The organism is uncultured Subdoligranulum sp. (assembly GCF_937890665.1).
In genome coordinates this window covers 1-26,511 of sequence record NZ_CALADU010000296.1, presented here as the reverse complement: position 1 = coordinate 26,511, position 26,511 = coordinate 1, and the positions used below count along the sequence as shown (strand labels likewise).

General features: G+C 63.8%; 24 protein-coding genes and 1 pseudogene. 10 read left to right on the top strand and 15 right to left on the bottom strand.

What is annotated here, in order from left to right; genetic code table 11:
• Positions 1–137: 137 nt before the first annotated feature.
• From Q0526_RS17155 to Q0526_RS17135, 5 genes are all read right to left on the bottom strand, one after another.
• On the bottom strand, positions 138–602 hold the full coding sequence (locus tag Q0526_RS17155) for a TspO/MBR family protein (protein WP_298736332.1): 465 nt from the start codon (positions 600–602) through the stop codon (positions 138–140).
• A 118-nt stretch (positions 603–720) separates the two neighbouring features.
• Positions 721–1,371 (bottom strand): putative ABC transporter permease, encoded by a 651-nt coding sequence (locus Q0526_RS17150; RefSeq protein WP_298736329.1) that lies wholly within the window; start codon positions 1,369–1,371, stop codon positions 721–723.
• A gap of 161 nt (positions 1,372–1,532) precedes the next feature.
• Entirely contained in the window at positions 1,533–2,459 is a 927-nt protein-coding gene (locus Q0526_RS17145) for an alpha/beta hydrolase (protein WP_298736326.1), read from the bottom strand.
• Between the two features lie 157 nt (positions 2,460–2,616).
• Positions 2,617–3,150 carry a DUF308 domain-containing protein gene (locus Q0526_RS17140; RefSeq protein ID WP_298736324.1) on the bottom strand — a complete coding sequence of 178 codons (534 nt, stop codon included), beginning with the start codon at positions 3,148–3,150 and terminating at the stop codon, positions 2,617–2,619.
• 32 nt (positions 3,151–3,182) lie between these two features.
• On the bottom strand, positions 3,183–3,557 hold the full coding sequence (locus tag Q0526_RS17135; RefSeq protein ID WP_298736321.1) for a PH domain-containing protein: 375 nt from the start codon (positions 3,555–3,557) through the stop codon (positions 3,183–3,185).
• A 192-nt stretch (positions 3,558–3,749) separates the two neighbouring features.
• Between Q0526_RS17135 and catA the strand changes: the two genes are divergently transcribed.
• Positions 3,750–4,391 (top strand): type A chloramphenicol O-acetyltransferase, encoded by a 642-nt coding sequence (catA, locus tag Q0526_RS17130; RefSeq protein WP_298736318.1) that lies wholly within the window; start codon positions 3,750–3,752, stop codon positions 4,389–4,391.
• Between the two features lie 53 nt (positions 4,392–4,444).
• Here catA and Q0526_RS17125 read toward each other — a convergent pair whose 3' ends face one another.
• From Q0526_RS17125 to Q0526_RS17100, 6 genes and pseudogenes are all read right to left on the bottom strand, one after another.
• Positions 4,445–6,676, bottom strand: coding sequence for an ABC transporter permease (locus Q0526_RS17125; RefSeq protein WP_298736316.1), 2,232 nt, complete (start codon positions 6,674–6,676; stop codon positions 4,445–4,447).
• 5 nt (positions 6,677–6,681) lie between these two features.
• Positions 6,682–7,362, bottom strand: a complete 681-nt coding sequence (locus tag Q0526_RS17120) for an ABC transporter ATP-binding protein (RefSeq protein ID WP_298736315.1) — start codon at positions 7,360–7,362, stop codon at positions 6,682–6,684.
• A gap of 56 nt (positions 7,363–7,418) precedes the next feature.
• Positions 7,419–8,579 carry a HAMP domain-containing sensor histidine kinase gene (locus tag Q0526_RS17115; protein ID WP_298736314.1) on the bottom strand — a complete coding sequence of 387 codons (1,161 nt, stop codon included), beginning with the start codon at positions 8,577–8,579 and terminating at the stop codon, positions 7,419–7,421.
• Positions 8,576–9,247: a response regulator transcription factor gene (locus Q0526_RS17110; protein ID WP_298736372.1), complete on the bottom strand. Its 672-nt coding sequence runs from the start codon at positions 9,245–9,247 to the stop codon at positions 8,576–8,578. The genes Q0526_RS17115 and Q0526_RS17110 overlap by 4 nt, the downstream gene beginning before the upstream one ends.
• A gap of 375 nt (positions 9,248–9,622) precedes the next feature.
• A pseudogene (locus tag Q0526_RS17105) lies at positions 9,623–10,893 on the bottom strand (sodium/proline symporter); the annotation flags it as partial.
• Between the two features lie 527 nt (positions 10,894–11,420).
• Positions 11,421–11,897 (bottom strand): pyridoxamine 5'-phosphate oxidase family protein, encoded by a 477-nt coding sequence (locus tag Q0526_RS17100; protein WP_298736313.1) that lies wholly within the window; start codon positions 11,895–11,897, stop codon positions 11,421–11,423.
• Positions 11,898–12,447: 550 nt separating this feature from the next.
• Between Q0526_RS17100 and Q0526_RS17095 the strand changes: the two genes are divergently transcribed.
• The 9 genes from Q0526_RS17095 to Q0526_RS17055 all read left to right on the top strand — a co-directional run bounded on the left by Q0526_RS17095 (position 12,448) and on the right by Q0526_RS17055 (position 20,062).
• Entirely contained in the window at positions 12,448–13,479 is a 1,032-nt protein-coding gene (locus tag Q0526_RS17095) for a TRAP transporter substrate-binding protein (RefSeq protein WP_298736311.1), read from the top strand.
• Positions 13,480–13,494: 15 nt separating this feature from the next.
• Positions 13,495–13,986, top strand: coding sequence for a TRAP transporter small permease (locus Q0526_RS17090; protein WP_298736309.1), 492 nt, complete (start codon positions 13,495–13,497; stop codon positions 13,984–13,986).
• A gap of 3 nt (positions 13,987–13,989) precedes the next feature.
• Complete coding sequence (locus Q0526_RS17085) at positions 13,990–15,291, top strand: TRAP transporter large permease (RefSeq protein ID WP_298736307.1); 1,302 nt, start codon at positions 13,990–13,992, stop codon at positions 15,289–15,291.
• 215 nt (positions 15,292–15,506) lie between these two features.
• Positions 15,507–15,992 carry a sigma-70 family RNA polymerase sigma factor gene (locus Q0526_RS17080; protein WP_298736305.1) on the top strand — a complete coding sequence of 162 codons (486 nt, stop codon included), beginning with the start codon at positions 15,507–15,509 and terminating at the stop codon, positions 15,990–15,992.
• The gene (locus tag Q0526_RS17075) at positions 15,989–16,738 is read left to right on the top strand and encodes a hypothetical protein (protein WP_298736303.1); all 750 of its coding nucleotides are present in this window, start codon (positions 15,989–15,991) and stop codon (positions 16,736–16,738) included. The genes Q0526_RS17080 and Q0526_RS17075 overlap by 4 nt, the downstream gene beginning before the upstream one ends.
• Positions 16,739–16,754: 16 nt before the next feature.
• On the top strand, positions 16,755–17,633 hold the full coding sequence (locus tag Q0526_RS17070) for an ABC transporter ATP-binding protein (RefSeq protein WP_298736301.1): 879 nt from the start codon (positions 16,755–16,757) through the stop codon (positions 17,631–17,633).
• Positions 17,630–18,253: a hypothetical protein gene (locus tag Q0526_RS17065; RefSeq protein ID WP_298736298.1), complete on the top strand. Its 624-nt coding sequence runs from the start codon at positions 17,630–17,632 to the stop codon at positions 18,251–18,253. Before Q0526_RS17070 ends, Q0526_RS17065 begins: the two co-directional genes overlap by 4 nt.
• The gene (locus Q0526_RS17060) at positions 18,193–18,843 is read left to right on the top strand and encodes a hypothetical protein (RefSeq protein WP_298736296.1); all 651 of its coding nucleotides are present in this window, start codon (positions 18,193–18,195) and stop codon (positions 18,841–18,843) included. The genes Q0526_RS17065 and Q0526_RS17060 overlap by 61 nt, the downstream gene beginning before the upstream one ends.
• 118 nt (positions 18,844–18,961) lie before the next feature.
• On the top strand, positions 18,962–20,062 hold the full coding sequence (locus Q0526_RS17055; protein WP_298736294.1) for a hypothetical protein: 1,101 nt from the start codon (positions 18,962–18,964) through the stop codon (positions 20,060–20,062).
• Positions 20,063–20,100: 38 nt separating this feature from the next.
• On the opposite strand, the gene Q0526_RS17050 is transcribed toward Q0526_RS17055, so the two are convergent.
• From Q0526_RS17050 to Q0526_RS17035, 4 genes are all read right to left on the bottom strand, one after another.
• Positions 20,101–21,417: a hypothetical protein gene (locus Q0526_RS17050; protein WP_298736292.1), complete on the bottom strand. Its 1,317-nt coding sequence runs from the start codon at positions 21,415–21,417 to the stop codon at positions 20,101–20,103.
• A gap of 102 nt (positions 21,418–21,519) precedes the next feature.
• Complete coding sequence (locus Q0526_RS17045; RefSeq protein WP_298736290.1) at positions 21,520–23,832, bottom strand: InlB B-repeat-containing protein; 2,313 nt, start codon at positions 23,830–23,832, stop codon at positions 21,520–21,522.
• Between the two features lie 305 nt (positions 23,833–24,137).
• A complete protein-coding gene (gene treC, locus Q0526_RS17040; protein ID WP_298736288.1) occupies positions 24,138–25,772 on the bottom strand; it encodes an alpha,alpha-phosphotrehalase in 1,635 nt (544 codons plus the stop codon).
• 12 nt (positions 25,773–25,784) lie between these two features.
• The coding region (locus tag Q0526_RS17035) for a PTS transporter subunit EIIC (protein WP_298736286.1) at positions 25,785–26,511 on the bottom strand (727 nt) is incomplete at its 5' end.

The window sequence follows — 26,511 nt, the reverse complement described above, 5'->3', positions numbered from 1 at the left end:
CCTCCTGTGCCGGCGAAAACCGCCGGATGTTGTGTGTAGGAAAATCGCCCCGGACAGCCAAAGCTGTCTTCAGCGTGTTGTCAGTATACAGGGTTTGGGGGGAGATTTCGGTGGGCTGGACAACGAAGTTGCAGATTTTACCAGTTCAGCACCCAGACCGCCGCGTTCAGGTAGCCGGCAAAGGCGACCCACAGCAGGTAGGGGATCTGCAGCCGGCCCGCCAACCGGCTGACCGAGGCGAAGGACCCGGCCATGGCCAGAATCAGGACCCACAGCACCACCAGACAGAGCAGCGCCGAAAGGTAGGCGCCGCTGTTGAAGAACAGCAGGCTCCAGCAGAAGTTCAGCGCTAGCTGGATGGCCCAGAGAAGGAGGGACTGGGGCAGTTCCGCGCCGCTTTTGGCGGCGACCAGCGCCATGCCCAACCCCATGAGCAGGTAGAGAACGGTCCAGACCAGCGGGAACACCCACCCCGGGGGTGTAAGGAAGGATTTTTCCAGCAAGGGGTAGACGGTGGCCAGCGAAGTCCGGGTGAGATACCCTGCCAACAGGCCCACGCTCAACGAGATGGCGGGGAAAAGAACGAAGCCAAGTTTTTTCATGGGATACCCTCCCGGTTTTGGGGGCGCAGGGCGCCGGCAATGTGGCGGTTTAAAAGACTAGGGTCTGGCCCGGCAACTGCATGTTGCGGTAGCGGTGGGCCAGCAGGTCGTCGGTGTATCAGGTGTCCAGCACCTGTTCCACCCGGTTGGAGGCCGTCAGCCCCCGGGTGCGCTCTTCCATCCGCAGCAGCGCCGCGGCGGAAAGGCTCATATCGGCGGTCAGCAGCAGCGCGGCCGTCATGGCCAGCGCCTGCCCGGTGCGGCGGGGCACCCGCCCCAGCCACCCCAGCAAGACCGGGGCGGCCAGCCGGACCCAGAACACCCCCGCCGCCCCCCAGAACAGCGCGAAGAGCAGGTTGGTGCGTCCGTCCAGATTGAAGGGCATTTGGGAGTAGTCCCAGAACAGCCGTCCGGTGGTTTTTTCCAGCACCCAACTGGCCATATACTCGAACCCGCCGCCCAATACCACGCCCCCGGCAAAGAGGGCTGGGGTGCCCCGGCGGGCCAGCGGGGTGAGCACCAGCGTCATCAGCACGGCGCCCAGCCCCCAGACCAGACTTAAGGGACCATACAGCAGGCTGCTGCGGCTCATCAGCACCCCGGTGCGCAGAAAGACAAAGACGGTTTCAAAAAGGTCGCCCAAAAAGGCGCTGCTGACAAAGAGGAAGAACAGTTCGTACCAGCCAAGGCCGGCCCGGACACCGTCCGAACCGGTCCGCCAGCTCCAGAAGAGAACGGCGGCCAGCGCCGCCACTACCAGAATCGTCATGGATACACCCCACTGTGTCGTGCTTGTAAGAACCGATGCATCACCAGATGTGCCGTCAACAACAGCGGGCGTGTTCCTTGTTCTGTTTTGTGTGTTTCTTACGGGCGGCATCCCCCGCCCAAGGGCCGTTTATCCCGGCCGGGACGGGGAACACCGGATGGTCAGCGCAGCAGTTCCAGATAGCGGGCCATTTGGTCCATGGCTTCCTCTGCGGCTTTCAGCGGGAACATCTGGAATACATGCCACATGTCCGGCCAGATTTGCAGCAGGGCGGGAACCCCCGCGGCCTGCAAAGCTTCGTACAAACGGGTAGAATCGTCCCGCAGGATCTCTCGTCCGCCGACCTGTATCAGCGTGGGCGGCAGTCCACGCAGGTCCGCAAACAAGGGGGAGTAAGCTGCCTGTGCCCAGTCCGCACCGGGCGCGTAGGCGTCCCGCACGGCTTCGATGTATTCCCGGGTCAGCAGCGGGTCCTGGTCCCGGCAGGTTTCGTAGCTTTCCCCCGAGGCCGTCATGTCGGTCCAGGGCGAAAACAGGACCAGCCGGTTGGGTACCATCCGGCCTGCATCCCGCAGGTCCAGTGCCAGTTCCAATGCCAGATTGCCGCCGGCGGAATCGCCGGCCAGGATGATCTCTCTGGCGCCCCAGCCCAGGAACATCAGGTGCTCCCAGATCAGGCGTGCGTCTTCCAACGCTTCGGGGTAGGGGTGCTCCGGCGCCAACCGGTACTGGAATGCCAGTACCTCATACCCGGTGGCCAGCGCCATGCGGGAGGCCAACAGCCGGGCGTACCCAAGGGTGCCGCTGGTGTAGCCGCCGCCATGGCAGTACAGGATCATTTTGCTGCGGTCATGGCCGCCTTCCGGCCGGACCCAAGCCGCCGGAATGCCTTCGACGGTGAAAGGCTCCCAGCTGAAGCCGATGGGCGGCGTCAGCAGTCGGCCCAGTGCCTCCTGCCCCAGCCGCTGCCGTTTTAGGTCCTCCGGTGCGGTGGAGGCGGGGGAGGCGATGCTGTGTACTTTGCGCAGCGCCGCTAAGATCGCTTCGTTGGCGGCGGGGATTTGGGTGCCTGTAATGGTTTTGTTCATAGGAGAATTCCTTTCTGTGGAGGGCGGGTCTTTCCTCGCCCTGTGTACACAGTATACGCTGTATGGCCTTGGAAAGCGGTTGTCCAGCCAACGGACGCCCCGCGGCACAAAAAAAGACCCGCCGCTCCCGGAGGAGCAGCGGGTCTTGACGCCGGGGTTACCGGGTCCGGCGGGCGGTGAGTACGGTGGCAAAGTCTGCCACGCCGTCTGCGATGAGGCCCAGCCCAAAGATGCGGACCACCAACTGAACGGTCTGGAAGGGGTTTACCACGATGAGGATGCCCAGCACCAGCGGAATCAGGCTGGAGAGGAGCAGCGCGGTGGTGTCGGGGGTGTGGCTGCGCAAAGCCGCAACGGTCAGGGGCAGTTTGCCCACGCCGTCCATCAGCAGCAGCGAACCCAGCACCAGCGGCAGGAAGGACAACAGCGTCTGGGGCCAGACCAGAGCAAAGACTGCGAAGGCCAGCGGCAGCACCGTCAGGAAGAGGTCCGCAGGGGATGCGGCGCCGTTTTTGCGTGTTTGCAGATACCGCAGCAGGTGGCTAAGACCGTAGGCGGCGGCACCCCCGGCCAGCGCCCAGACAAACACCGTGCTGGTGGCGGCGGGGAATGCCAGCAGCAGCCCGCCCATTACCATATACAGCAGCGCGATCCAAACCGAGGCGCTGCGCTCCCAAAAATACATAACCATGAAACTTCTCCTTTTCTGCCGCGTTGTGCGGCTCACCGTAAAATTGCTTGATCCATCAAATGACTGAGGGCGAACAGGTCCGACCCGGCCAAAAACTCCAGCGTGACGCAGCCCAGACCCGAAAACCACAGCTTCATCTCGCTGTCAAAGTCCAGCACCCCCGCCGATTCCAGCGCATAGGCCTGAATGCGGCTGTAAGGCAGCACCGCGTACATCTTTTTCTTGCCGGTGACGCCCTGGGTGTTCACCGCAAGCAGACGCCGGTCGGTAAAGACCACCCCGTCCCGGATGCCTTGGTACTGCTGCAAGATCTGCTCTTGCGGCTGCAGCAGGGGCTGCACCAGTTGGGTGAGCTTGGTGTCCTGTACGGGACGAAGTTTTAAAAAGGCTCGATTTTCCAGATCCATTGTGTACATCCTTTCGTAAGAGGGAGGGGAGGAAGATTTCCTTATTGCCTAGTATAAACCAATTCCCGGCAGAAAACCGTTGCCTGTACAACGCAACCAAAAGAAATCGTCTGCCGCCCCGGCGGCGGCTTTTCAGGGACGCGGGGGCATGCTATAATAGCCCTGCAACCACAACAAAAAGCAGGTGTTTCTATGGAATTTCAGATCATCGACCGGCAGAACTGGCCCCGAAAAGAATACTTTGACCACTATTGTTTCGCGGTGCCCTGCACATACAGCATGAGCGTCAAGCTGGACATCACCCCCTTGGTGGAGGAACACATCCAGCTCTACCCCGCCATGCTGTACGCCCTGACCACGCTGGTGAACCGGCACAGCGAGTTCCGCACCGCCTTCGACCCCGAGGGAAAACTGGGGGTATTCTCTGAGATGATGCCCAGCTATACGGTGTTCCATCCCGAAAGCCAGACCTTCTCCAACCTGTGGACCGAGTACCACCCCGACTTTGCCGCCTTCCGGCAGGCGTACCGGCAAGATCTGGAGCAGTACGGCCATATCCAGAAGATGGAAGGCAAACCGGGCACCCCGGCCAACACCTTCCCGGTGTCCATGGTGCCGTGGGTCTCCTTCGCGGGGTTCAACCTGAACCTGCAAAAGGGATATGACTACCTGCTCCCCATCTTTACCATGGGCAAATACTACGAGGAAAACCAACGCTATCGGATGCCGCTGGCCGTACAGGTACACCACGGGGTGTGCGATGGCTTCCACCTGAGCCGCTTTGTGAACGAGCTGCAGGAACTGGTGGACCGGCGAGAGGTGTTCCGCCCATAAAGAAACAGACAAAAGGCCCGCCGAAAGGCGGGCCTTTTGGGCAAACAGGGACGTTACAGCAAGCTGTCATCCTTTAAGATCTCGGCCAAGTCGGTGGAAAGCACCTTGCGGGCCCCCAGCGCGTACGCCAGCGCCACAAAGAGCAGGATGCCCAGTGCAAACAGCCCGACGGGCACCACCGGCGCTTGGGCCAGAAAGAGCGCCGGGTCCAGATAACTGGCCCGCAGCATCAGGGCGACCATCCCGGCGGTGAGGGGCAGGGTGATGACCAGCGGCCGCAGGGCCAGCACCGCCCCCTCCATCCAAAAGAGGCTGCGTAGCTCCCGGGGGGTCATGCCCAAGGAAAGATACCGGGCAAACTCCCGGCGGCGCTGGGTCACAAAGCCCAGCGTGTTCAAAAAGACGTTGGCCAGCCCGATGGCGGCCAGCAACAGACAGAACGCCCCCAAAATGGCCTCGGCCCCTTGGATCATCTGGTCGTTGACGGCCCGCTCGGTCAGCCGGTTCTCCACCGTGCAGGCATAGTCGGCTTGTTCCAGCAGGGCGGAAACTTCCCCCTGCAAGGCTTCGCACTCCGCCTGCGAGATGCCTTCCCGCCCCAGCAGGCGGACCAGCACTTCCGGGCCTTGGGCGGGCGCGGCCAGACGGCTTGCCTGCGGCCAGCGCTCCCACAGACTTTGGGGCCAGAACAAAACCAGCGTGTAGGCGTCATATCCCTCCCGCAGAGCGGGCGGGGTGTCGGTCAGCCCCACCAGCGGCAGCTCCCCCAGAACGGCGCCCTCCCCATCGATCAGGGTCAGGGCGGCGGTGTCGGGCTGCACAAAGGGCAGATACTGCCGGCTGCGGAAATTGCTGTGCAGGCTGTCCCACACCCGGTTGAGCAGCACACCGCCGTCCAGCGAGGGGGAAAGGCCCGCCTCCTCACAGAAGCGGAGAAAACTGGCGTCATCCAGAATCACCAGAGGGGCGTCCACCAGCCAGCCGCCCTCGGCGGCGGTGGCGTCCTCCCCGGCCAAGGCCCCCAGCCCGCACAGCCCTTGCAGGGCCGAACTTTGGGCGTCGGCGGGCAGCAGCACGGCGGCCTGCCGCTTTTCATAGACCACGCAGTTCTCCACCCCGGGCAGGGCGGCCAACTCCTCGGTGTGGGAAAACTCCGAAAGCTGGGTGTCCGGCAGGGTGGCCATCACGTCCCAAGCATCCTGATACCGCGCAAAGTAGGTCATCTGGGTGCTGATGCCCGAGAGGGTGAAAAAGCAGAGCATGGCGGTGAACCCCATAAAGGAGAGCAGCAGGGAACTGTGGGCGATGCGCAAAGCCTTTTTCTGGGCAGAGAGGGCGTTGCCCGCCAGTTCGCCCCGGATGCCGAAGCACCGCCCCAGCAGCCAAGTGGTCAGGGATGGCTTGGCACGGTGGGGGGCCTCCTGCCGGAGGGTGCCCCGCAGGGCTTCCAGCGGCGGGATGCGGCAGAGCCGTCGGGCGGGCAGCCAAGCGGAAAGCAGAACGGTGACCAAGGCGGAGAGCAGGGCGGCCAGAACCACCGCCGGATGAAGGGTGAACACCGCCGGCTGGCGGCCGGGCAGGCCCGCCGCGGCCCGGTTGACCGCCGCCGAGACCCCGGCGCAGGCGGCAAAGCCCAACAGGGTGCCTGCCGCCAACGGAAGCAGCGCCACGGCGGCAGCCTCCTGCAAAAGGCAGAGCCGCAGTTGGCGGGGCGTGGCCCCCACACTGGCCAGAATGCCCAGCCGGTGCAGCCGGGCCTGCATGGTGATCTCAAAGGCGTTGCGCAGCAGCAGGACCAGCGCCAGCGCCATGACCGCCCACACCCCCAGCAGGAAGGGCAGCAGCAAAGGCGGGTCGGGGTCGCGGGGGTCGGTGACAAGGTAACGGGACAGCAGAGTGTCGTGGGTCTGGATCTGGTCTTCGGCCAGCCCCAGCCGGTCCCGGATGCGCGCCACCGTGTCGTAGACCGTTCCTTTGTCCCGGAAGGTCAGCTCCACCACCTTTGTTTCCGGCCCGGACAGGGCCTCGTTGCAGGTGATGGTGTCCACTTGGGCAAACTGTTCCAGCGTTTCCAACGCGGCGGCCTGTTCCTCGCCGGACAGGGTCAGCCGGGCCTGCCAACTGCCTTCCTCCCGCAGGATGCGGTCGACCTCGTAGGTCCAGGCATTGTAGAACAAACCGCAGAGCAGCGCCAGAAAAAAGGCGGCGGCCAGTGCCGCCAGCCTCATGGTGCGCACGGCGGCAGGGGTATGGGCCAAGTCACTGCGGGAAAAATCTTTCCACATCGTCCTTACCCCCGTGGGCGGTCGCTGACGATCCGCCCGTCGCTCAGGGTGATGACCCGGTCCGCTTGGGCCGCCAGCGTGTCGTCGTGGGTCACCAACAGGATGGTCTGCCCCCAATTCCGGTGGCAGAGCGTCAGCAGGTCGAGGATCTCGGCGCTGTTTTTTCGGTCCAGATTGCCGGTGGGTTCGTCCGCCAGCAGCAGGGCGGGCCGGGCGCACAGGGCCCGGGCAATGGCCACCCGCTGCTGCTGCCCGCCGGAAAGCTGCCCCGGCAGGGCGCGGCGTTTTTCCGTCAGGCCCAGCGTGCGGAGAAGCTCCTCCAAAAAGGCGGGGTCGGGGGTCCGCTTGTCCAACAGCAGGGGCAGGGCGATGTTTTTCTCCACCGACAGAGTGGGGATGAGGTTGAAAAACTGGTAAACCAACCCTACTTTGCGGCGGCGAAACAGGGCGGCTTGGGTGGGGTTCAGCGTCCCCACGTCCACCCCGTCAATACACACCTGCCCGGCGGTGGGCTTGTCCACCCCGGCCAACAGGTGCAGCAGGGTGGATTTGCCAGAGCCGGAAGCCCCCACCACGGCCAAAAACTCCCCCCGGGGCACCGTCAGGTCGATGCCGTCCAAGGCACAGACGGCGGCTTCCCCCTTGCCGTAGACTTTTTTTAGGGCGGTACAGTGCAGCAGTTCCATGGGATCTCCTCCTTTGGCAGCTATTTTACCATCCCAAGGTGACATCCCGGTGACAGTCACCCGTAAAACCGCACCACAAACTGCCCGCCGCCACCGGGGGCGTTTTCGGCATGGACCACCGCGTTTTGCCGGACCAGCAATTCTTTGGCAATGGCCAGCCCCAGCCCGGTGCTGTCCGGCCCGGCGTGGTCCCCGCGGTAAAACCGCTCAAACAGATGGTCCAAATCGTTTGGGGAAAACCCGCACCCCGCGTCCTGAAAAAGGACCTCGGTGTAAAGGGCGTTGCGCCGGCATACACACCGCACCGCGCTGCCCGCGGGGGTGTGCTCCACACAGTTTTTCAGCAGGTTCATCAGCGCTTCCATCGTCCAGTCGGGGTCGCAGCGCAGCGGGATGGGCGCCAGCTCCGGGATGTCCAGCGTCACCCCGGCGGCGTCGGTCAGGGGCTGCAGGTTGTCCGCCGCCAGCATCAGCAGGGTGTACAGGTCGGAGGGCTGGGGGCACAGGGGCAGGGCGCCGGTGTCCAGCCGGGCCAGCAACAGCAGCGATTCCTCCAACCCGGTGAGCCGGGCCAGCGGGGCGGCCATGGAACGGCTGGCCTCTTCCCCGGTGTTTTGGGCCGCCAGCGATAGGGCGGTGAGGGGCGTTTTTAGCTGGTGGGCAATGTTGGCAAGGTTTTGGGCAAACCGGTCCCGGGCATCGACCGCGGCCTCCCGGGTCAGGGCCAGCTCGGTGACGGTCTTCTGGATCTCGTCGGCCAGACGGGCGTAGCTGCCCTCGGCTAGGCCGTTGGGGGCAAGCAGCGGCAGGGGCTGGCCGGTGCGGGCGGCTTCCAGCAGGCGGATCAGTTCCCGCTGCTGCCGGGCAGCAGCCCGGCGGGACAGCACAACGCCCCCCGCCAACAGGGCGGCTCCCACCGCCAGACCGACCCCGGCTGCCCCGTACAGCCAGCCGGTCCCGGCGGCAAAATCCCGGGGGCGGTAGCCCAGTTCCGTCAAAATCCCCGGCGCCGGTTGGGCGGCAAAGGCGCCTTCCTTGACCAGCGCGCAGACCGTGTCGGCACTGTCGGGGGCGCGGGCGATGAGGGCTGTGCAAAAACTGTCCAGCAGGGCTAGCTGCCGGGACGCGGACCAGAACGCCAGCAGCGCAGCGGCGGCGGAAACCGCCAGCAGGCAAACCGCCGGAACGGCCATCCGGCGCAAAAAAGAGCGATTCATGGTTGGGGTTCCTCCAATCGGTAGCCAAAGCTGCGCACCGTTTTCAGGCAGGCGGGGCGGCCCAGTTTTTCCCGCAGCCGCTTCATCGTCACGGTGAGGGTGTTGTCATTGACAAAGTGGCCGTTTTGGTCCCAGAGGGAGGCCAGCAACTGCTGCCGGGTCACCGTGCGGCCCTTGTTTTGCAAAAGCAGGCAGAGCAGGTGGTATTCCAGCGGCGCCAGCGCCACCGGCGTGCCCTGATAGGTGACGGCCTGCCGGGCTGGGTCCAGCCGGATGCCGCCGCAGGACAACACCGTCCCCGCGTCGGGGCGGCTGCGCCGCCACAGGGCCAGCAAGCGGGAATACAGTACCTCCCGGTCAAAGGGTTTGGTCACATAATCGTCGGCGCCGCAGGCAAAGCCGGTCAAAATGTCCCGGGTGTCGCTGCGCACCGTCAGCAGCAAAAGGGGCAGCCGGGGCCAGCGCTGCCGCAGCGTCTGGCAGAGGGCGACCCCGTCCCCGTCGGGCAGGTTCCAGTCCAGCACGGCCACATCGGGCAGGGCGGCTTCCAACCGGTCCCGCGCCTGAGAAAGGGTGGGGCAGCAGGTGACCTCGCACCCCTTTTCGGTCAAAAAGGACGCCAGCGCCGCAGCAATGGCGGCGTCATCCTCCAACAGCAAAATCTTCATGAATCCCCCTCCGGTTGGCTCTTGCCCGGGTTTTGGTTCCAGTATAGCGGGTTTTGCCGGGTGGAGCAAACAAAATTTCTGCCCGCCAAACGGTCCGGGGGAAAAGGGGCGAGAAAATCGGAAAGGAAGCGATGGTTTCCCGCAAGGAAAAACCGGCGGACAAAACGGAGAAAGAATTGCGAAACAAAATAGAAAAAAGCTATTGACACGAGTAACTGGCGCGGGTATGTTAGACTTAACCCAAACAAAAAGGTCGGATGCCAAATGGCGGAATGCTATGCATCGCCCCAAGAAGGGGCGGAATATGACCCACAAGACCCGGTCTGGGGCCGGCGGTTGGGGATGGCGCTGGACGCGGGGGAACTGCTGCTGCAAAGCGGCGCCGAAGCCTGCCCACGCAAAGGATACTACCCGGAACACCGAGCTGTCGGGGTCACGGGCGAGGGGAAGGCCGCGATCAGGGAAATGCCGAGCATGACGGTGCGGGCTACGAGCATGCCCCGTTTGCCGCTGAAATCGCACCGCAGAAAATCATTGCCCAGATCCTGCGAGATCGAGGAAGAGGCGGCCAGAAGCTGGCTGTCGGCGGTGGACATGGTGGCGGCCAGAATACCCGCCAGAATCACACCGGCCAGCAGGGCCGGCAGCACGCCGAATTGGCTGATCAGGCTGGCGATCCGCACGATGATGGTCTCGGAGTCGGCAAGCTGTTCCAGCGCCCCGGCGCTGGTCATGGCGTTGCCCACCAACCCAATGGTGATGGCGACCCCCATCGAGATAACTACCCACGAGGAGGCCACCCGGCGGGAGAGCTTCAGCTTCTTTTCCTCCTCAATGGCCATAAAGCGGACCAAAATGTGGGGCATGCCGAAATAGCCCAGCCCTCAGGCCAGCAGGGAACAGATGGTCAGCAGGCTGTACGGATGGGAGCCGCCGGTGGCGGGGTCGTGGATGCGGAACACCGAGAGATAGTCGGTGAGGGAGCGGGCGTTTTCCGCCACAGCCGCCACGCCGCCGGCCTGTGTCACGCCGAAGGCCAGCACCACCACCAGCGCCACCGTCATGATGATGGACTGGATCAGGTCGGTGAAGGATGCCGCCAGAAAGCCGCCCATAACGGTATAGAGCACGATGACCGCCGCTGAAAGCAGCATGGCTGTGAGGTAATCCACGCCGAACAAGGTGGAGAACAGCTTGCCGCAGGCCGAAAAGCCGGAGGCTGTGTAGGGGATAAAGAAGATGATGATGACCAGTGCCGCAATGGCGGACAGCAGGCGGCGGTCATCCCCCCAACGCTTGGAGAAAAACTGCGGGACTGTGATGGCGTCCAACCGGTGGGAGTAGCGGCGAATGCGCTTGGCCACAATGAGCCAGTTTAAGTAGGTCCCCACCACCAGACCGATGGCAGTCCAACTGGCTTCGGCCAAACCGGTCAGGTAGGCCACGCCGGGCAGGCCCATCAGCAGCCAAGAGGACATGTCGCTGGCCTCGGCACTCATGGCGGTGACAAAGGGCCCCAGCTTGCGCCCTCCCAGATAGAAATCGTCCACAGACTCATTCTTCTTGGAACAGATCCAGCCGATCCACAACATGAACAGCAGATACACTACGATGGCCAGCAGGATCAACACTTGGGCAGTCGTCATGAATATACACTCCTTTTTTGAACTTTCCCTCTCACCCCGGCGCCGTGCTGCCGGAGAGAGGGCCCATTATACCACACTCCGGTTTGAAAGAAAATACAATCCTATGCATAAATATTGGCTTTTGCAGGAAGAAACCCGAAAAAAGCGCCTCGGGTGTCAGCGCGAGACGCAAATCGTTTGGAGGACAGCCTTCCTTTTTAAAAGAGAGAGACCCGGCAGGGAGCCATCCTGCGTGGCGTAGATTTTCCCGCTGTCGCCCTTTTAAGGGGGATAAGATGGGAACTTCTTCGGTTCCTTCTTTGCAAAGAAGATTCGCCGCAGGGTAGCGTGCTTCGGGCGGTGTGGGTTTTCCCGCCGCCGCCCTTTTAAGGGGGATAAGATTGGAATTTCTTCGGTTCCTTCTTTGCAAAGAAGTTTTGCCGTAGAGTAGTGTGCTTCGGGCGGTGTGGATTTTTCCGTCGCCGCCCTTTTAAGGGGGATAGGATTGGAATTTCTTCGGTTCCTTCTTTGCAAAGAAGGAACAAAGGTTAGGGGACGATATGTTCCTTGGCGGTCCAGGTGTGGACCCGGAGGCGATAGACCGCCGTGGCATGGAGCATGGGTGGTTCCACCGTCCAGTCGTCCCGGCGGGTATAGTGGTCCATGATCCGGTTCAAGCCATGGAGCTTGGCCGCGTCGTCCTGCAAAAACTCCACCGTGCCACGGCCCATCACGCTGCGGTAGGCGTAGGTGTAGTCGTCCGCCTTGGCCCCCGGCACCAGCCGATGCCCGGTATCCATCTCAAAGCTGGCGGCGGGCTGCTCGCGCAGCAACGACACTTTCTGCTCTTCCTGCGCGCCGTGGAAATAGAGCACCAAGGCGCCGTCCTCCAGTTCATAGCCGAAATTCATCGGCACAATGTAGGCCCCGCCGTCCAGCACCATCCCCAGCCGGCAACACCCGCATTCCTTTACAATCGCCAACATGGCGGCAAAATCGGTGATCTCCCGGTCCTTTCTGCGCATCGTTCCTCGCTCCTTGTTTCTGTTTGCCTTCTACTATACCATGCCCCCGCCCCGCCCGCAAGGCCGTCTGCCCCCAAGCCCTGGGCGGCGGTGGGGGCGGACGGGGCGCCAAAGGTTGACAATCGGACGCTTCCTATCGTATACTTTTCGGCGGCTTTGCCGCAGCGGCGCGCAAGAAAAGAGGAGGCAGCGTTCGGTGAACAGCGCACCGAACCATCCCCGTTTTGGGGAAAAGGAAACGGGGGCGTGTTGCCCCAAAACGGGGGACTTTGGCCCCCAGACCGGGTTGGGGAACCGGCAAAAAAAGAGGGAGCCAGACGATTTTTTCTTGAAAAAGCGCCAAAAAGCGCCGTAGAATGGCCGCCTTTTTTGGCCATTCTACGGCTTTACAATTATATGAATTTTGTGTTAAGGTGTTGTTATGTCCTAACGGGATTTCCCGGGCGATGCCCGGGTCCAGACCGGGATGCGCCGCGGCGAGCACCCCGGAAAACGAAGGAGGTTGTAGCACCCCCGCTGTAACACGCTTTGGAGAAAGAAGGGCAAACCTATGAAACGTACATTCCGCAGGATGGCGCTGGCTCTGGCATCGGTCCTGATGCTGGGCACGTTGGGCGGATGCGGCAGCGCTGCGTCCGACGGACGGCAGATCATCCGCATTGGCCACAACCAGTCCACCAACCATCCCACCCACATTGCGCTGGTGGCGTTTGAAGAATTTATCGAGAGCAAACTGGGCGACAAGTATGACGTGGAGGTCTTCCCCAGCGAGCTGTTGGGCTCCCAGAACGAGATGGTCCAACTGACCCAGACCGGCGCCATCAACTTCTGTGTGGCGTCCAACTCGCTGCTGGAAACTTTCAGCGACAACTACACCCTGTTCAACCTGCCGTACCTCTTTGCGTCCAGCGAGGCGTACCATGCCGCCATGGACGACGAGAACATCACGGGACCGATTTTCAGCTCCACCAAGCAGGCCGGCTTCGAGGCCGTCACTTGGCTGGATGCCGGCACCCGCAACTTCTATACGGTCAACACCCCCATCAACACCCCGGCGGACCTGAAAGGCTTGAAGATCCGCGTCCAGCAGTCCCCCACCAACGTGGAGATGATGAACCTGCTGGGCGGTTCCGCCACCCCCATGGGCTTTGGTGATGTCTACACGGCGCTGCAGTCCAAGATCATCGACGGCGCCGAGAACAACGAGCTGGCCCTGACCGACAACGGCCACGGTGATGTCTGCAAGTACTACTCCTACGACATGCACCAGATGATCCCCGACATCCTGATCGGCAACGTGGCCTTCCTGGACGGGCTGAGCGACGAGGAACGGGCCATCTTTGAGGAGGGCTTCCAACTGGTCAACGAGGTGCAGCGCTCCGAGTGGGAGACCGCTGTGGAGGCAGCCAAAGACCGCGCCGCCAACGAGCAGGGCGTGCAGTTCCTCTACCCCGACACCAAGCCGTTCCAAGAGGCCTGCGCCCCCATGCACGACGAGATGCTGCAAAAGTACCCCGACTTGGCCCCCATCTATGAGGCCATTCAGGCGTACAACGCCCAGTATCCGTCCACGGAATCCTAAAGGGAGGTGCCGCAGATGAAAGCCGTTCGCAACGCGCTGACCCACGCCCTGAATGTTTTGGCGGGCGTCAGCTTTATCGCCATGGTGGTGCTGACCTGCTGGCAGGTCTTTACCCGCTATGTGCTGCAAAACCCCTCCTCCTGGTCGGAGGAACTCGTTTCCTACCTCTTTGCCTGGGCCAGCCTGCTGGGTGCTTCGCTGGTCACCGGGGAACGGGGCCATATGAATATCCCCATCTTGGTGGAAAAATGCAGCCCCGCCCTGCAAAAGGTGCTGAACATCTTTGGGGAACTGGTGGCCTTCGCCTTCTCGGCTATTATTCTGGTCTACGGCGGCGTCGAGATCACCCAACTGGCCATGGGCCAGATGACCTCCTCGCTGGGCGTACAGGTGGGCATCTTCTACATCGTCATGCCGCTGTGCGGCGTGCTGAACATGGTCTACACCGTGCTGAACATTGTGGATATCTGCAAGGGCGGCACCCAAGACGGAAAGGAGGCGGCGTAATCCATGGCCATCCAATCGTTACTCATCATCGTGGTGGTGCTGGCGGTGCTGCTCATCGCCGGGGTACCCATCTCCTATTCCATCGGCATTTCGTCGCTGATCGCCATTCTGCAGACCGTGCCGCTGGATGTGTCGGTGGTCACCGGCGCCCAGCGCATCTTCGTGGGCATGAGCAAGTTCAGCCTGACCGCCATTCCCTTCTTTATTCTGGCCGGTAACCTGATGAATCAGGGCGGCATCGCCAAACGTCTGGTGGACTTCGTCATGGCCATTCTGGGCAAGATGCCCGGCGCCCTGCTGGTCACCAACGTGGGCGCCAACGCCCTCTTCGGCGCCATCTCCGGTTCCGCGTCCGCCGCTGCCGCTGCCGTGGGCAGCATGGTGGAGGAAGGCGAAAAGGAACAGGGCTATGACGAGGCCCTCTGCGCCGCTACCAACGGCGCGTCGGCCCCTTCCGGTCTGCTGATCCCCCCGTCCAACGCCCTCATCACCTACTCGCTGGCCGCAGGCGGTACCTCGGTGGCCGCCCTCTTTCTGGCCGGCTATGTGCCCGGCATCATCTGGGCCGTCGCCTGTATGGTAGTGGCGGTCATCATCGCCAAAAAGAAGGGCTACAAAGGCACCCCCGGCAAGTTTGACTGGAAAAACCTCGGCCGCGCCACGCTGGCGGCCCTGCCCGCCCTGTCCTTGATCGTGGTGGTCATTGGCGGCATCGTGGGCGGCGTCTTTACCGCCACCGAAGGCTCCGCCATCGCGGTGGTCTATGCCCTCATCCTCGGCATCTGCTACCGCAACATCACCCTCAAATCCTTCTGGAACATCGTGGTGGAAAGCGCCAAGATGAGCGGCATGGTGGTCTTCCTGATCGGCGTGTCCAACATTCTGGGCTGGGTCATGGCCTTTACCCAGATCCCGCAGGCGATCTCGGAGGTGCTGCTGGGCGTTACCCAGAACCCCGTTATCATCCTGCTCATCATGAACATCATCCTGCTCATCGCGGGTACCTTCATGGACGTGACCCCCGCCATCCTCATCTTTACCCCGCTGTTCCTGCCCATCGTCAAGACCTTCGGTATGGACCCCGTCCAGTTCGGTCTGATTCTGGTGTACAACCTCTGCATCGGCAACATCACCCCGCCGGTGGGCAACACCCTCTTCGTGGCCATCAAGGTGGGCCGCACCAGCCTGTCCAAGGTCATGCCCTATATGCTGATGTACTACGTGGCCATTCTGGCGGGCTTGCTGCTCGTCACCTATGTGCCGGTCATCAGCTTGGGCCTGCCCCAGTTGGCTGGGCTGATCTAAGCAGGCTGCCAAAAGGGAAACCGTTCCGCAGACAATTTGCCGTCCAATTTCCCTGTATGTATCTGCGCCGGTCGGCACATGTCCGCCGGCGCAGACGCTTTTATATGGGTTTTCTGCCCCCGCCCCGGCGGGGGCTTTTTTGTGGTACAATTTTGGCGGCGGATGCTCCGTTTGGGACGGGTCATCCGTTATACAGAGAGAACGGTGGTGAAACGATGGGGCAGGAACAACTGGAAGCGCTGGTATTGGCGCACTATGACGAGATCTATGGCTATTGCTGGCGGCATGTGGGCCAGCGGGAACTGGCGCAGGACCTGACCCAGACCACCTTTTTGCGGTTTTGGCAGCACCGGGACCGGTATATCCACGACGGACGGGAGCTGAACTACCTGTACACCATCGCCGGCAACCTTTGCAAGGACTGGTGCCGCCGCAAAAAGCCGGTGGCGCTGGAGGAACTGCCCCCCGCCCAGCGGGACCCCGGCGCGCCGCCCCCCGACCGGGACACCGCCCTGACGGTACGGGCTGCGCTGGCGGCGCTGCCCTTTGCCCAGCGCAACACCGTGCTGCTCTACTACGAGCAGGGCTTTACCGCCGCCGAAATTGCCGCCATCACCCACACCACGGTGCCCACCGTGCGGTACCGCCTGTACCGCGCCAAGCGCCGGCTGCAGGAATTGCTGAAGGAGGAGTTGCCATGACACCCAACACCGGGAAGGAATCTTGGTCGGCGCTGCTGCGCCAAGACCCGCCGCCCCCGCCCGACCCCGGGGCCGCCCAGCGCACCGTGACGCTGCTGCGCACCCTGCCCCCTGCCGCCCCCGGCGGCTGGACCTTTGTGTGGCGGCAGGCGGGGTTCATCCGCAAGCGGATGTGGGTGCTGCAATTTGCGCTGCTGGCCGGGGTGCTGGCGCTGGTGGGCCACAGCGAGGCCCTGCCGCTGCTGCGTCGGTACGCCCTGTGTGCCGCCGCAGCGCCGCTGCTGCTGGTGGCCAACGTGCAGGACCTAAGCCGGGTCTACCATCAGGGGATGGTGGAACTGGAACTGGCCACCCGGTACAGCCTGCCCCGCATCACCGCCGCCCGGCTGCTGGTCTTTGGCCTGTGCGACGGGGTGCTGCTGGCGGTGGTGGCGGCGGTGGGCGCCGCCGCTACCCGCACCCAACTGTGGGTGGTGCTGCTCTACTGCCTGACGCCCTTCTGCGGGGTCAGCGCCCTCTGCGTGGCGCTGCTGCGGTATCTGCGCCCGGCGGCCTTCAGCCGGGCGGCGCTGGGGGTGGTAGGGGGCGCGTGGCTGGTCCTGCTGCTGCCCCTGTCGCCTTTCCAGCACAGCCTCTATGCGCCCCAGCATCAGCCCCTTTGGGCCGGGGCGCTGGCGGTGTCGCTGGCGGCGCTGGTGCGGCAGACCCATCGGCTGACCCGCACCGGACCCCGTACTTGTCTATAAAAAGGGAGGAACTGCCATGCAGACCTTACAGATCGAACATCTGACCAAGCGCTACCACGAGTTTGCCGCCGTCCGGGACGTGACGCTGACCTTGGGCAGCGGCGTCTATGGCCTGCTGGGGGCCAACGGGGCGGGCAAAACCACCCTGATGCGGATGCTCTGCGGTATCTTGGCCCCCACCGAAGGTACCGTCCGGTGGGGCGGCACCGACATCACCCGGCTGGGGGAAAGCTACCGGGCGCTGCTGGGGTATCTGCCCCAAGATTTCGGCTGCTACCCCGACTTTACGGGACCGGAATTTCTGCGCTACATCGCGGCGCTGAAAGGCCTTTCCCGGGCCGAGACCGCCCGCCGCACCGAGGCATTGCTGCGGCAGGTGGGGCTGGAGGACGCCGGCCGCAAAAAGTTGCGGGCCTATTCCGGCGGCATGCGCCAGCGGCTGGGCATTGCCCAAGCGATGCTCAACGACCCCCAGATCCTGATTTTGGACGAACCCACCGCGGGGCTGGACCCCCGGGAACGGGTGCGGTTCCGCAACCTTATCGCCGACTATGCCAAGGGCCGCACGGTGCTGCTCTCCACCCATATTGTCTCCGACGTGGAGGCCATCGCCGATACCATTTTGCTGATGAAGGCGGGCCGCATCGAGGAGGCAGGCACGGTGGCCCAACTGGCCGACACCGCCGCGGGCAAGGTCTGGACGCTGCGCACCGATACCGCCACCGCCGCCAAGCTGGAATCGGTCTACACGGTGGCGAACCTCCACCACATCGGCGGCGAAGAGGTGGAGCTGCGGCTCGTCACCGCCGCCCCGCCGGCAGGGGCCCGGCCCGCCGTCCCCACGCTGGAGGATGTCTATCTCTGGCACTTTGCCGACGAGGAGGGGAAACCATGACGCTATTTGGCTGGGAACTGCAAAAGATCCTCAAGCGGCGGTCCGCCCGGCTGGCGCTGCTGCTGGTGGTGGTCTGGTCGGCGGCGGGAATGCTCGTCAACGTTTTTGTGAACCAGCGCTACAAGGTCAGCGAAACGATGCCGCTGATCGCCGGCCCTGAGGAGATCGCCAACCAACTGGCATGGGCCCAGTCGTGGCAAGGCCCCCTGACCGAAGAAAAGCTGGTCATGGCCCAACAGCAGATCTGCGCCTTTTACCAAGACCCCGCCAACCGCAACGCCGACGGAGAGCTGAACTTCGAGGCATGGGTCCGGGTCATGCGGCCGCTGCTTTGGGTGAGCAGCACGCTGGACAGCATCGCCGGTTCGGTCTATGGCGAAGATACGCTGGAGGAACTGGACCCCCGGCGGCTGGAAAGCTACTACGCCGACCGCCATGCCGCTGTGGGCCGCTGGCTGGAAGACCAGTACCCCGACCCCGCCGACCGGGCCCTCTTTGAAGCCCAGGAGGCGGCGGTGGAAACGCCCTTTGTCTATGACTGGTATGGGGGCAGTTCTCGGTGCTGGAGGTGCTCAAGGACATCCAACTGGGGGTCTGCCTGCTCTTGGCCATCGCCTTGACGCCCCTGTTCAGCGGCGAAGTCCAGAGCGGGGTGTTCGGCTTGAGCCACTGTGCCCGCCATGGCCGGGGCAAGCTGGTGGGGGCCAAGCTGGCCGCCGCCCTGACGGTGGCTGCCGCCGTGTGGGCGGTCAGCAGCGGGGTGGTGCTGGTCTTGCAGCGGTGGTTCTTCGGTACCCGGGGGCTGGACTGTCCCATCCAGCTCATCCGGCCCCTAGCTACCGCCCCCCTGACCCTGCGGGACTGCGAAGGCTACGGCCTGCTCTTTGGGCTGGCCTGCTGCTTTGGCACCGTGGCCATTACGGCGGCGCTGTCGGCGGTGTTCCGCACCAATTTTGCCGCCATGGTGGGGGTGGCCGCCCTGTTGGTGGGGCTGCCGATGTTTGGCGGCTTGCTGCCTTGGACGATCCAGCAATGGGTGGCCCTGCTGCCCACCGGCGGGGATTACTATGAGCTGTTCCGCCAGAACCTTTACCATCTGGCGGGGCTGCGGGTCTGGTCCCCGGTCCTGCAACTGACCGCCCAGCCCTTCTATCTATTGGTGGGGCTGCCGCTGGCCGGGTGGGCCTATCTGCGGCGGCAGATGCGCTGAAAGGAGGCGACGGCCATGACACTGATTGGCTGGGAACTGAAAAAGATCATCAAGCGGCGGCTGACCCGGTGGGTACTGGCGGCTGCGGTGGGGGGGAGTACTGCTGCTGGCGCTGCCCATGGCCTTTGCCAACTACGGCTTTGGCACGCAGGTGGAAGCCCCCACGCTGGAGGCGGCGGGGCTGATCCGCCAGATGACCCGGGACGCCGGGGCGTGGAGCGGACCCCTGACCCCCGAGACTCTGCTGGCCGCCCAGACCGATTGCCGGGAGGCGCTGGCCCAAGGCGGGGACCAGAGTATGGACACGCTGGTGCAGGGGGATATTTTGCGGATAGCGGAACCCCTCTTTCGGGAGGCTGGGGTGTACACGGGGCAGGACTGGCCCGCCCGGATGACCGCCCTGTCTGCCGAAACGCTGGCGGGGTTCTATGACCGGCGCGCCGAACAGCTAGCCGACCGCTGGGCCGACCTGCCCGAAGCCCAGCGCGCCGCCCTGACCGCGCTGGAAGCCAAGGTGGAAAAGCCCTTTATCTACGACTGGGTGCCGGGGCATTACCAGATGCTGCTATTACTGAACAGCGTCATGCTGCTGGTGGGGCTGCTGCTCTGCGCGGCGGTGGTGCCCCTTTTTGCCGGGGAGGTGCGCACCGGCGTGTATGCGTTGAGCCACTGCGCCCGCTATGGCCGGGCCAAGCTGGCCGCCGCCAAGGTGGCGGCAGCACTGCTCTTTACCGGGGCGGCCTTTGCCGGGGCGATGGCCCTTTTTGTGGGCATCCAACTGGGGGCCTTTGGCGTGCGGGGGCTGGGGGCCAGCCTGCAGATCGAAAACCTGTTCTGCGCGGTGCCCCTGACGCTGGGCCAGACTGAGGCCTTGCTGCTGTTGGGCGGGTTGATCTCCTGCTGGGCGGCCACCGCCCTTACGGCGGCGCTGTCGGCGGCATTTCGCAGCGAGTTCCCTGCGTTGGTGGGGGTGCTGGCCTTTCTGGTGGCCCTGCGGGTGCTGCTTTCTTCCGGGGTGGTGGGGCCTGTGTGGGACCCGCTGTTCCAGACGCTGCCCTTTTTGACCAGCGCCGGAGAATTTTCCGAAAACACCCTGCTGGTGCTGCCCGGGGACCGGGCGGTGCTTGCCCCGTTCTACCGGCTGGCCGTGCAGACCCTCTATCTGGTGGTGCTGCTGCCGCTGGCGGGGCGGCGGTACAGCAACAGACAAGTTACATAAAAAAGCAGGCGTCCCCGTAGGGGGACGCCTGTTGGCGTTTATTGGGGCCGCAGCGCTTGGGCGGTCGTGCGGATCTGGGCGGTGGTGGGGGACCAAGAGAAGGCGATCTCTACCATACGGCCCGGCCAGCAGACCAGATAGTTGTCCAGCGGGCCGCTGCCCCACGACAGACGATACACCGCGTCGGCCCCCCACGGGGTGGGGTCGGTGGGATGGTAGGAGTCCAAAAACACCGCGCCGTCCGGCTGGGTCTGGTCCCGGTGGGCGTCCAGCAGGGACTGCTTCAAGCGGTCATAAAGGGGCGGCAGCGGGGTGTCCACCACCCGGTAGTGGAGCATCAGCCCCCGGCGGTTCAGTGCCCGCTGTTCGTACTCGTCCAACTGCACCAACACCGAATGGCGGTAGGTCCGCTGTTTGGTCCAATGGGCTTGCTCCCCGGTCATGGCTTCCACCGTCAGGGGCAGCGGGTCGTCGTAGACCGACACCATGTAGCCGTTCCGGGTGTACTGCCCCACCGGCAGGGTGGACCCCGGCAGCGCCACCCACCCTTGCAGGGTGGCCGCCGACCATCCGGCCAGCACCGCCACCACCGCCGCCGTTACCAACAGGTTGCCCGCCACTTGGGCAAAGGTCTGGCTGCGGCCCCGGGCCACCAAATGCCGCCGCAGCGGCAGCGTCAACAAGGTAGCGGCCAGCAAGGTCAGCAGCAGGACCGCCAGCAGCGGCTGGTGCCAGACCACCGCCGCTGTGGTCAGGACAAACAGGACCAGAAAAATCCCCTCCGGCACCGGGCTGACCCGGGGCGGCGGGGGCGGCGGCGCCCCTTGGGCTTTGGCTCGCCGCAGATGGGCCATACGACGGAGCATCCGCACCGCCAAAAACAGGCAAAGGCAAAGGGCTTCGGCCAGCAGCAGGGTAAAGGCCAGCTCGTACCCGTTGGACAGACCGTAGAGCAGGTCATCCAACATCAGCACCAGCCGGTTGGCCAGCAGCAGCGCCACCAGCACCGCCCCGGTGATCACCCAAACCAGCGAATAGCGCAGCGACCGCAGCAGGCAGTCGTTCTGCAAATCGGGGTCCAGTGTGGGGCGGGGGGCGTCGGGGTCGGCGCTGTAACAAAGCTGCAGTACATCCCACCGGGGACCGGCCACCCAGCCCGGCGGCAGGGGATGCCCCGGCGGCATGTAGAGCACGGCCGCCCGGCAATAGCCTTCGGGGTTGGGGCCGCAACGCCACAGATGACTGCCCAGCGCTTCCACCTGACAGCCGTGGGCCAGCAGCTTTTCGGCCCCGGCGGCAATCACATCGGGGTCGTTGATCACCGACAGGTGGAACAGAAAGCGGGGATTGGACATGAAAACACCTCTTACTCGCTCAAAAATCCCCTACCGCAGGGGGGCAAAAAGCAAACAGGGACGCCCCGGGCGGGGCGTCCCTGCTCTTAGCCTGGGGGAGCTTTAACGGCGATGATAATGGCTGTCGCTCTGGCTCTTCTTGCGGATCACCACCACAAGAACGATGATCAAAATGACCAGCAGCACACCGCCTGCTGCCACCGGCACCACCGGGAAGGAGCTTTCCTCCTCGGGCTCTTCCGGCTGGGCGGTAGGCTCCGGCGTGGCCGTGGGTTCCGGGGTGGGGGTCACGGTGGGCGTCGGGGTGGGGGTGGCTGTGGGGCTCGGTGTGGGCGTGGCTTTGGTCCCGCTGCCCGAACCGCCTTTGTTCGTTTGGGCCGCGGAGGCTGCTGCGGCGGTCGGGTCCACGTTCCACTTGGCGTAGAGGGTGGTATCCTTTACCAGCACAAGGGTGCTTACCGGCTGGGTCAGGGCTTCATCGGTGTACCAACCGGCGAAGAGGTAACCCGGCCGCGCCGGGGCGTAGGGCCACAGCTCTACCGGGGCGCCCAGCCCAAAGGTCACATCGTCCAGCGGATAGCCGCCGTTGGTGTTGAAATGGATGGTGTGCATCTCCAGCGGGGTGGGACTGGGCGTGGCCGTGGGGGCCGGTGTGGCGGTGGCGGAGGGCGTCGACGACGAGGAGGAAGAGGAGGTCTTGTGCCACCGGGCCGTCAGCGTCATCGAACCTTGGAAGGCGGCGCCGCTCTGCACTTGGGCGTCGGAGGAGGTGAACCAACCGTCAAAGGTGTAGCCTTTCCGGGTGGGCACCGGCAGGGTGGCGATCTTTTTGCCGGTGGTCACCAGCGAGGTGGGATTCACCGTGCCTTTGCCTGCCTCAAAGAAGATGCGGTACTCTACCGTCACATCCTGCGGCTCCTTGGGGGTGACGACCCCGCGGTGGGCCAAGATGTAAAGGCCCTTGCCGTTGGCGGTGCCTTTTTCGTTGTCCAGCGTGGCGTTGTCCAGCTCCAAGGCGCCGTCCACCGTCAGGGTACCGGTATTTTTCAGGGTGCAGTCGGCGGCATTCTGGCTGCCCGTCAAAAGGGCCGAGCCATCCTCGCTCACCACCAGAGTGCCGGCGTTTTCCACTTTGCCGTCCGTTACGGTCAGCGTGCCGGCATTTTTCACCACGGCGTTGGCGTTGTTGGTCAGGGTGCCGGTCACCGTTAGGGTGCCGTTGTTCTGCAACGCCGCGGCGGCGGCGTTGGTCAGGGTGCCGGTCACGGTCAGCGCGTTGTTGTTTTGCAGGGTGGCGCTGTTGGCCAGCGTGCCGTCCACCGTCAGGGTGCCGTTGTTGGTCAGGGTACCGTAGACCGTCATGGCGGTGCCGCTGACGGTGAGGGTACCGTTATTCTGTAAGGTAGAGGAAGCGCCGCTGGTGAAGCTGCCGCCCGCCTGCAGGCTGCCGCCCTTGGCTACCGTCAGGACGGTGCCGGCGTTGCTGGTGAGGTCTGCGGGGGCGTTCAGCGTGCCGTTGACCGTCAAGGTGCCGTTGTTGGTCACCGCGCCCTTGGCGGTGAGGGTGCCGTTGACGGTCAGGGCGGCGGTCGGGTCCACCCAGAGGGCCTGCGTGAGGGTCAGGTCCTGCGCAAGGGTGACCTTGCCGTAGGCGGTGGCCACGCTGGTGCCGATAAAGAGGCCGCTCCACTGGGAGGTGTCGAGATTATCCTCGATGGTATCTACATAGAGCAGGGCGTTGCCCTCCTTGCCGGTGGAGAAGGTGCCCCGGATGTCGTCGCCCACCGTGCTGTGGGCCGTCACGGTGCCGCCCTGTACGGTGACGGTCTGGCCGTAGATGGCCCCGCCGGCGGTGCCGCCCGTTGCGGTCACAGTGCCGCCTTGGATGGTGATGGTTTGGCCGGTCAGGGCGGTGCCGGTGTCGCTGGTGGCGGTGATGGCGCCGCCGTTGATGGTCAGGGTGCCTTGGGCGGTGCTGTTATCGCCGCCGATGGCCGCGGCAGAGGGGTCTGCGGTGACGGCTTTCAGGACGCCCTGCTGGGCGCCGGTGGACTGGGCATAGAGGGTCAGGGCGGCGGTGGGGGCAAGGGTGATGCCCGTCACATCCAGTTGGGCGCCGTCCGTCAGGATGAGTTTTACATCTCCGGTCACGGTGACCCGGCCGGAGAGGGTCACTGTCCCGGAAGCCACGAACCAGCCGTCGGACCATTGGGTGGTATCCGCGGTCAGGGTGGTGTATTGTTGGCAGGTTTGGGTCTTGCCGTTTTCGTCCAGATAGGACACCGCCGCCGCAGCGGGGGTAGTCACCGTGGTGGTGGATGGGGCGGCAGCCGCCGTGGTGGGGGCCGCCCAGACCGCGGGACATACCATCAGACAGAAGGCCAGCAGGGTAAACAGAGCAGACAAACGTTTCATCAGGGGGACCTCCTTACGGCAAAAGCGACAAAATCTGCGCTTTTTCGGCTAGTTATCTTCACTATACCATGTTTCGGCGGCCCACACAAGGCGGCGGTACAGTTTTTACAAGTATAGCGGGGGTCTCAAAAGAGGGGGAACAGGCCCCCGCGGCAAAAACAAAACAGGAGGAGCCGTTTAAGGCTCCTCCTGTAAGGTGTGGTCCGGGCGGGCTCCGGTGTTCCGCTGCCGCCCATTCTTGTTTTTTTGTTTGGAATTTCTTCGGTTCCTTCTTTGTAAAGAAGGAACACAAACCCCCGTATCTTTTATCGGGTGCGGTACAGCGCCATGCACTCGAAGGGTTGCAGGGCGGTGCGGGGACCGTCGGGGTAGTTGCCCAGCAGACGGCGGGCGTCCTGCCATCCTTCGGGCAGGGTCAGCGCCGTGTCGTGGCCGGTGAGGTTGCAGACCACCAGCAGTTCCTCGCGGCCGGTAAAGCGGCGGTAGGCCAGCAGGTCGGCGTTGTCCCGGAAGAGCATCTCGATGCGGCCCTCGCTGATGACCTCATACTCTTTGCGCAGCGCAATGAGGGTGCGGTACCACTGGAAGAGGGAATCCGGGTCCTCCACCTGCGCGGCGGCGTTGATGGTCTTGTAATTATCCACCACGCCGATCCACGGCGTGCCGGCGGTAAAGCCCGCGTGGGCTGTGTCATCCCACTGCATGGGGGTGCGGCCGTTGTCCCGGCTGCGGGCCGCCAAGATCTCCAGCGCCTCGGCCGCCGTGTGGCCTTGCTGCTGCAAGATTTGGTAGTAGTTCAGGCTTTCCACGTCCCGGTACTGGTCGATGGCGGTGAAGTGGGCGTTGGTCATGCCCAGCTCCTCGCCTTGGTAGATGTAGGGCGTGCCCCGCATGCAATGGGTGGCCATGCCCAGCATCTGGGCGCTCTCTTTCCAGTAGCGGCCGTCGTCCCCGAACCGGCTTACCGCCCGGGGCTGGTCATGGTTGCACCAGAACAGGGCGTTCCAGCCGTCGTGGGCCTGCATGCCCTCCTGCCAATGGGCAAAGAGGTCCTTCAGCGCCTGCCGGTCGGGGGGCATCAGCGCCCATTTGTCCCCGTTCTTGTAATCCACCTTCAGGTGATGGAAGTTAAAGCACATCGCCAATTCGTGCCGGTCGGGGGCGGTGTAGCCGATGCAGTTCTCCAGCGTGGTGCTGGACATCTCGCCCACCGTCACCATGCCGTCAATGCCCCCCGCCGCTACCAATTCCTGTAAGTAGCGGTGGACGTTGCGCCCGTCGGTGTAGAACCGGCGGCCGTCGCCTTCGTAGTCGTTCTCGAATACTTCCGGCTTGGAGATCAGGTTCACCACGTCGAAGCGGAATCCTTTCACGCCCTTGTCCTTCCAGAACCGCAGCACCTTGGCCAGCTCCGCCCGGACGGCGGGATTCTCCCAGTTCAGGTCGGCCTGGGTCACATCAAAGAGGTGCAGATACCACTTGCCCAATTCCGGCACGTACTGCCACGCATTGCCCCCAAACTTGGATACCCAGTTGGTGGGGGGCGTGTCGGGGTCGCCCTCTTTAAAGATATAGTAGTTCTGGTAGGTTTCGTCCCCGGCCAAGGCTTTCTGGAACCACTCGTGCTGGGTGGAGGTGTGGTTGAACACCATATCCAGCATCAGGCCCATGCCCCGCTTGCCGGCCTCGGCAATGAGCTGCTCCAGATCGGCCATCGTGCCGAACCGGGGGTCCACCGCGCAATAGTCGGCCACATCGTAGCCGTTGTCCCGCTGGGGTGAGGGGAAGAAGGGGGTCAGCCAGAGGTAATCCACCCCTAATTCGGCCAGATAGTCCAGCTTGGCGGTGACCCCCCGCAGATCCCCCACCCCGTCGCCGTCGGCGTCATAGAAGGATTTGGGGTAGATCTGGTAAACCACCTTGTCGTGGAAATTGGTCATGGAAACTCCTCCTTACTGGATGCCTTTCTTTTTGCCCACGGCTACCGTCAGCACAAAGGGCACCACGATGGCAATGCCCATGCAGAGGGCAAAGCTGAGCATATAGGCGGGTTGGATGGACAGGATGCCCGGCAGGCCGCCCACGCCGATGGCGTTGGCCGTGGTAGAGGTGGCCACGCAGACCACCGCAGCCAAGGCGGAACCGATCATGCCGCAGAGGAAGGGGAACTGGAGCTTCATGTTCACGCCGAACATGGCGGGCTCGGTGACGCCCAGATAGCAGGAGATGCAGGCGGGGATGTTGACCTCCTGCGCGGGGGCGTTTTTGCGCTGCAGGAAGATGACCCCCAGAACCGCGGAACCCTGCGCGATGTTGGACAGGGCGATCATCGGCCAGAGCATGGTGCCGCCGAAGTCGGCAATCAGCTGCATATCAATGGCGTTGGACATATGGTGCAGGCCGGTGATGACCAGCGGGGCATAGAAGAAGCCGAAGATGGCGCCGAACACGACCCGGAAAGAACCGGAGATGCCCGCGTAGACCACCGCCGAGATGGCGGAACCGATCTTCCAGCCGATGGGGCCCAGCACGAAGTGGGCGGCCATGACAGCCAGCACCAAGCTGCAGAAGGGCACCACGATCATCGAAACCACGGCGGGGCAGATCTTGCGGAAGAACTTTTCTAAGTAGACCAGCGTGAAGGCGGCCAGAATGGCGGGGATGACCTGCGCCTGATAG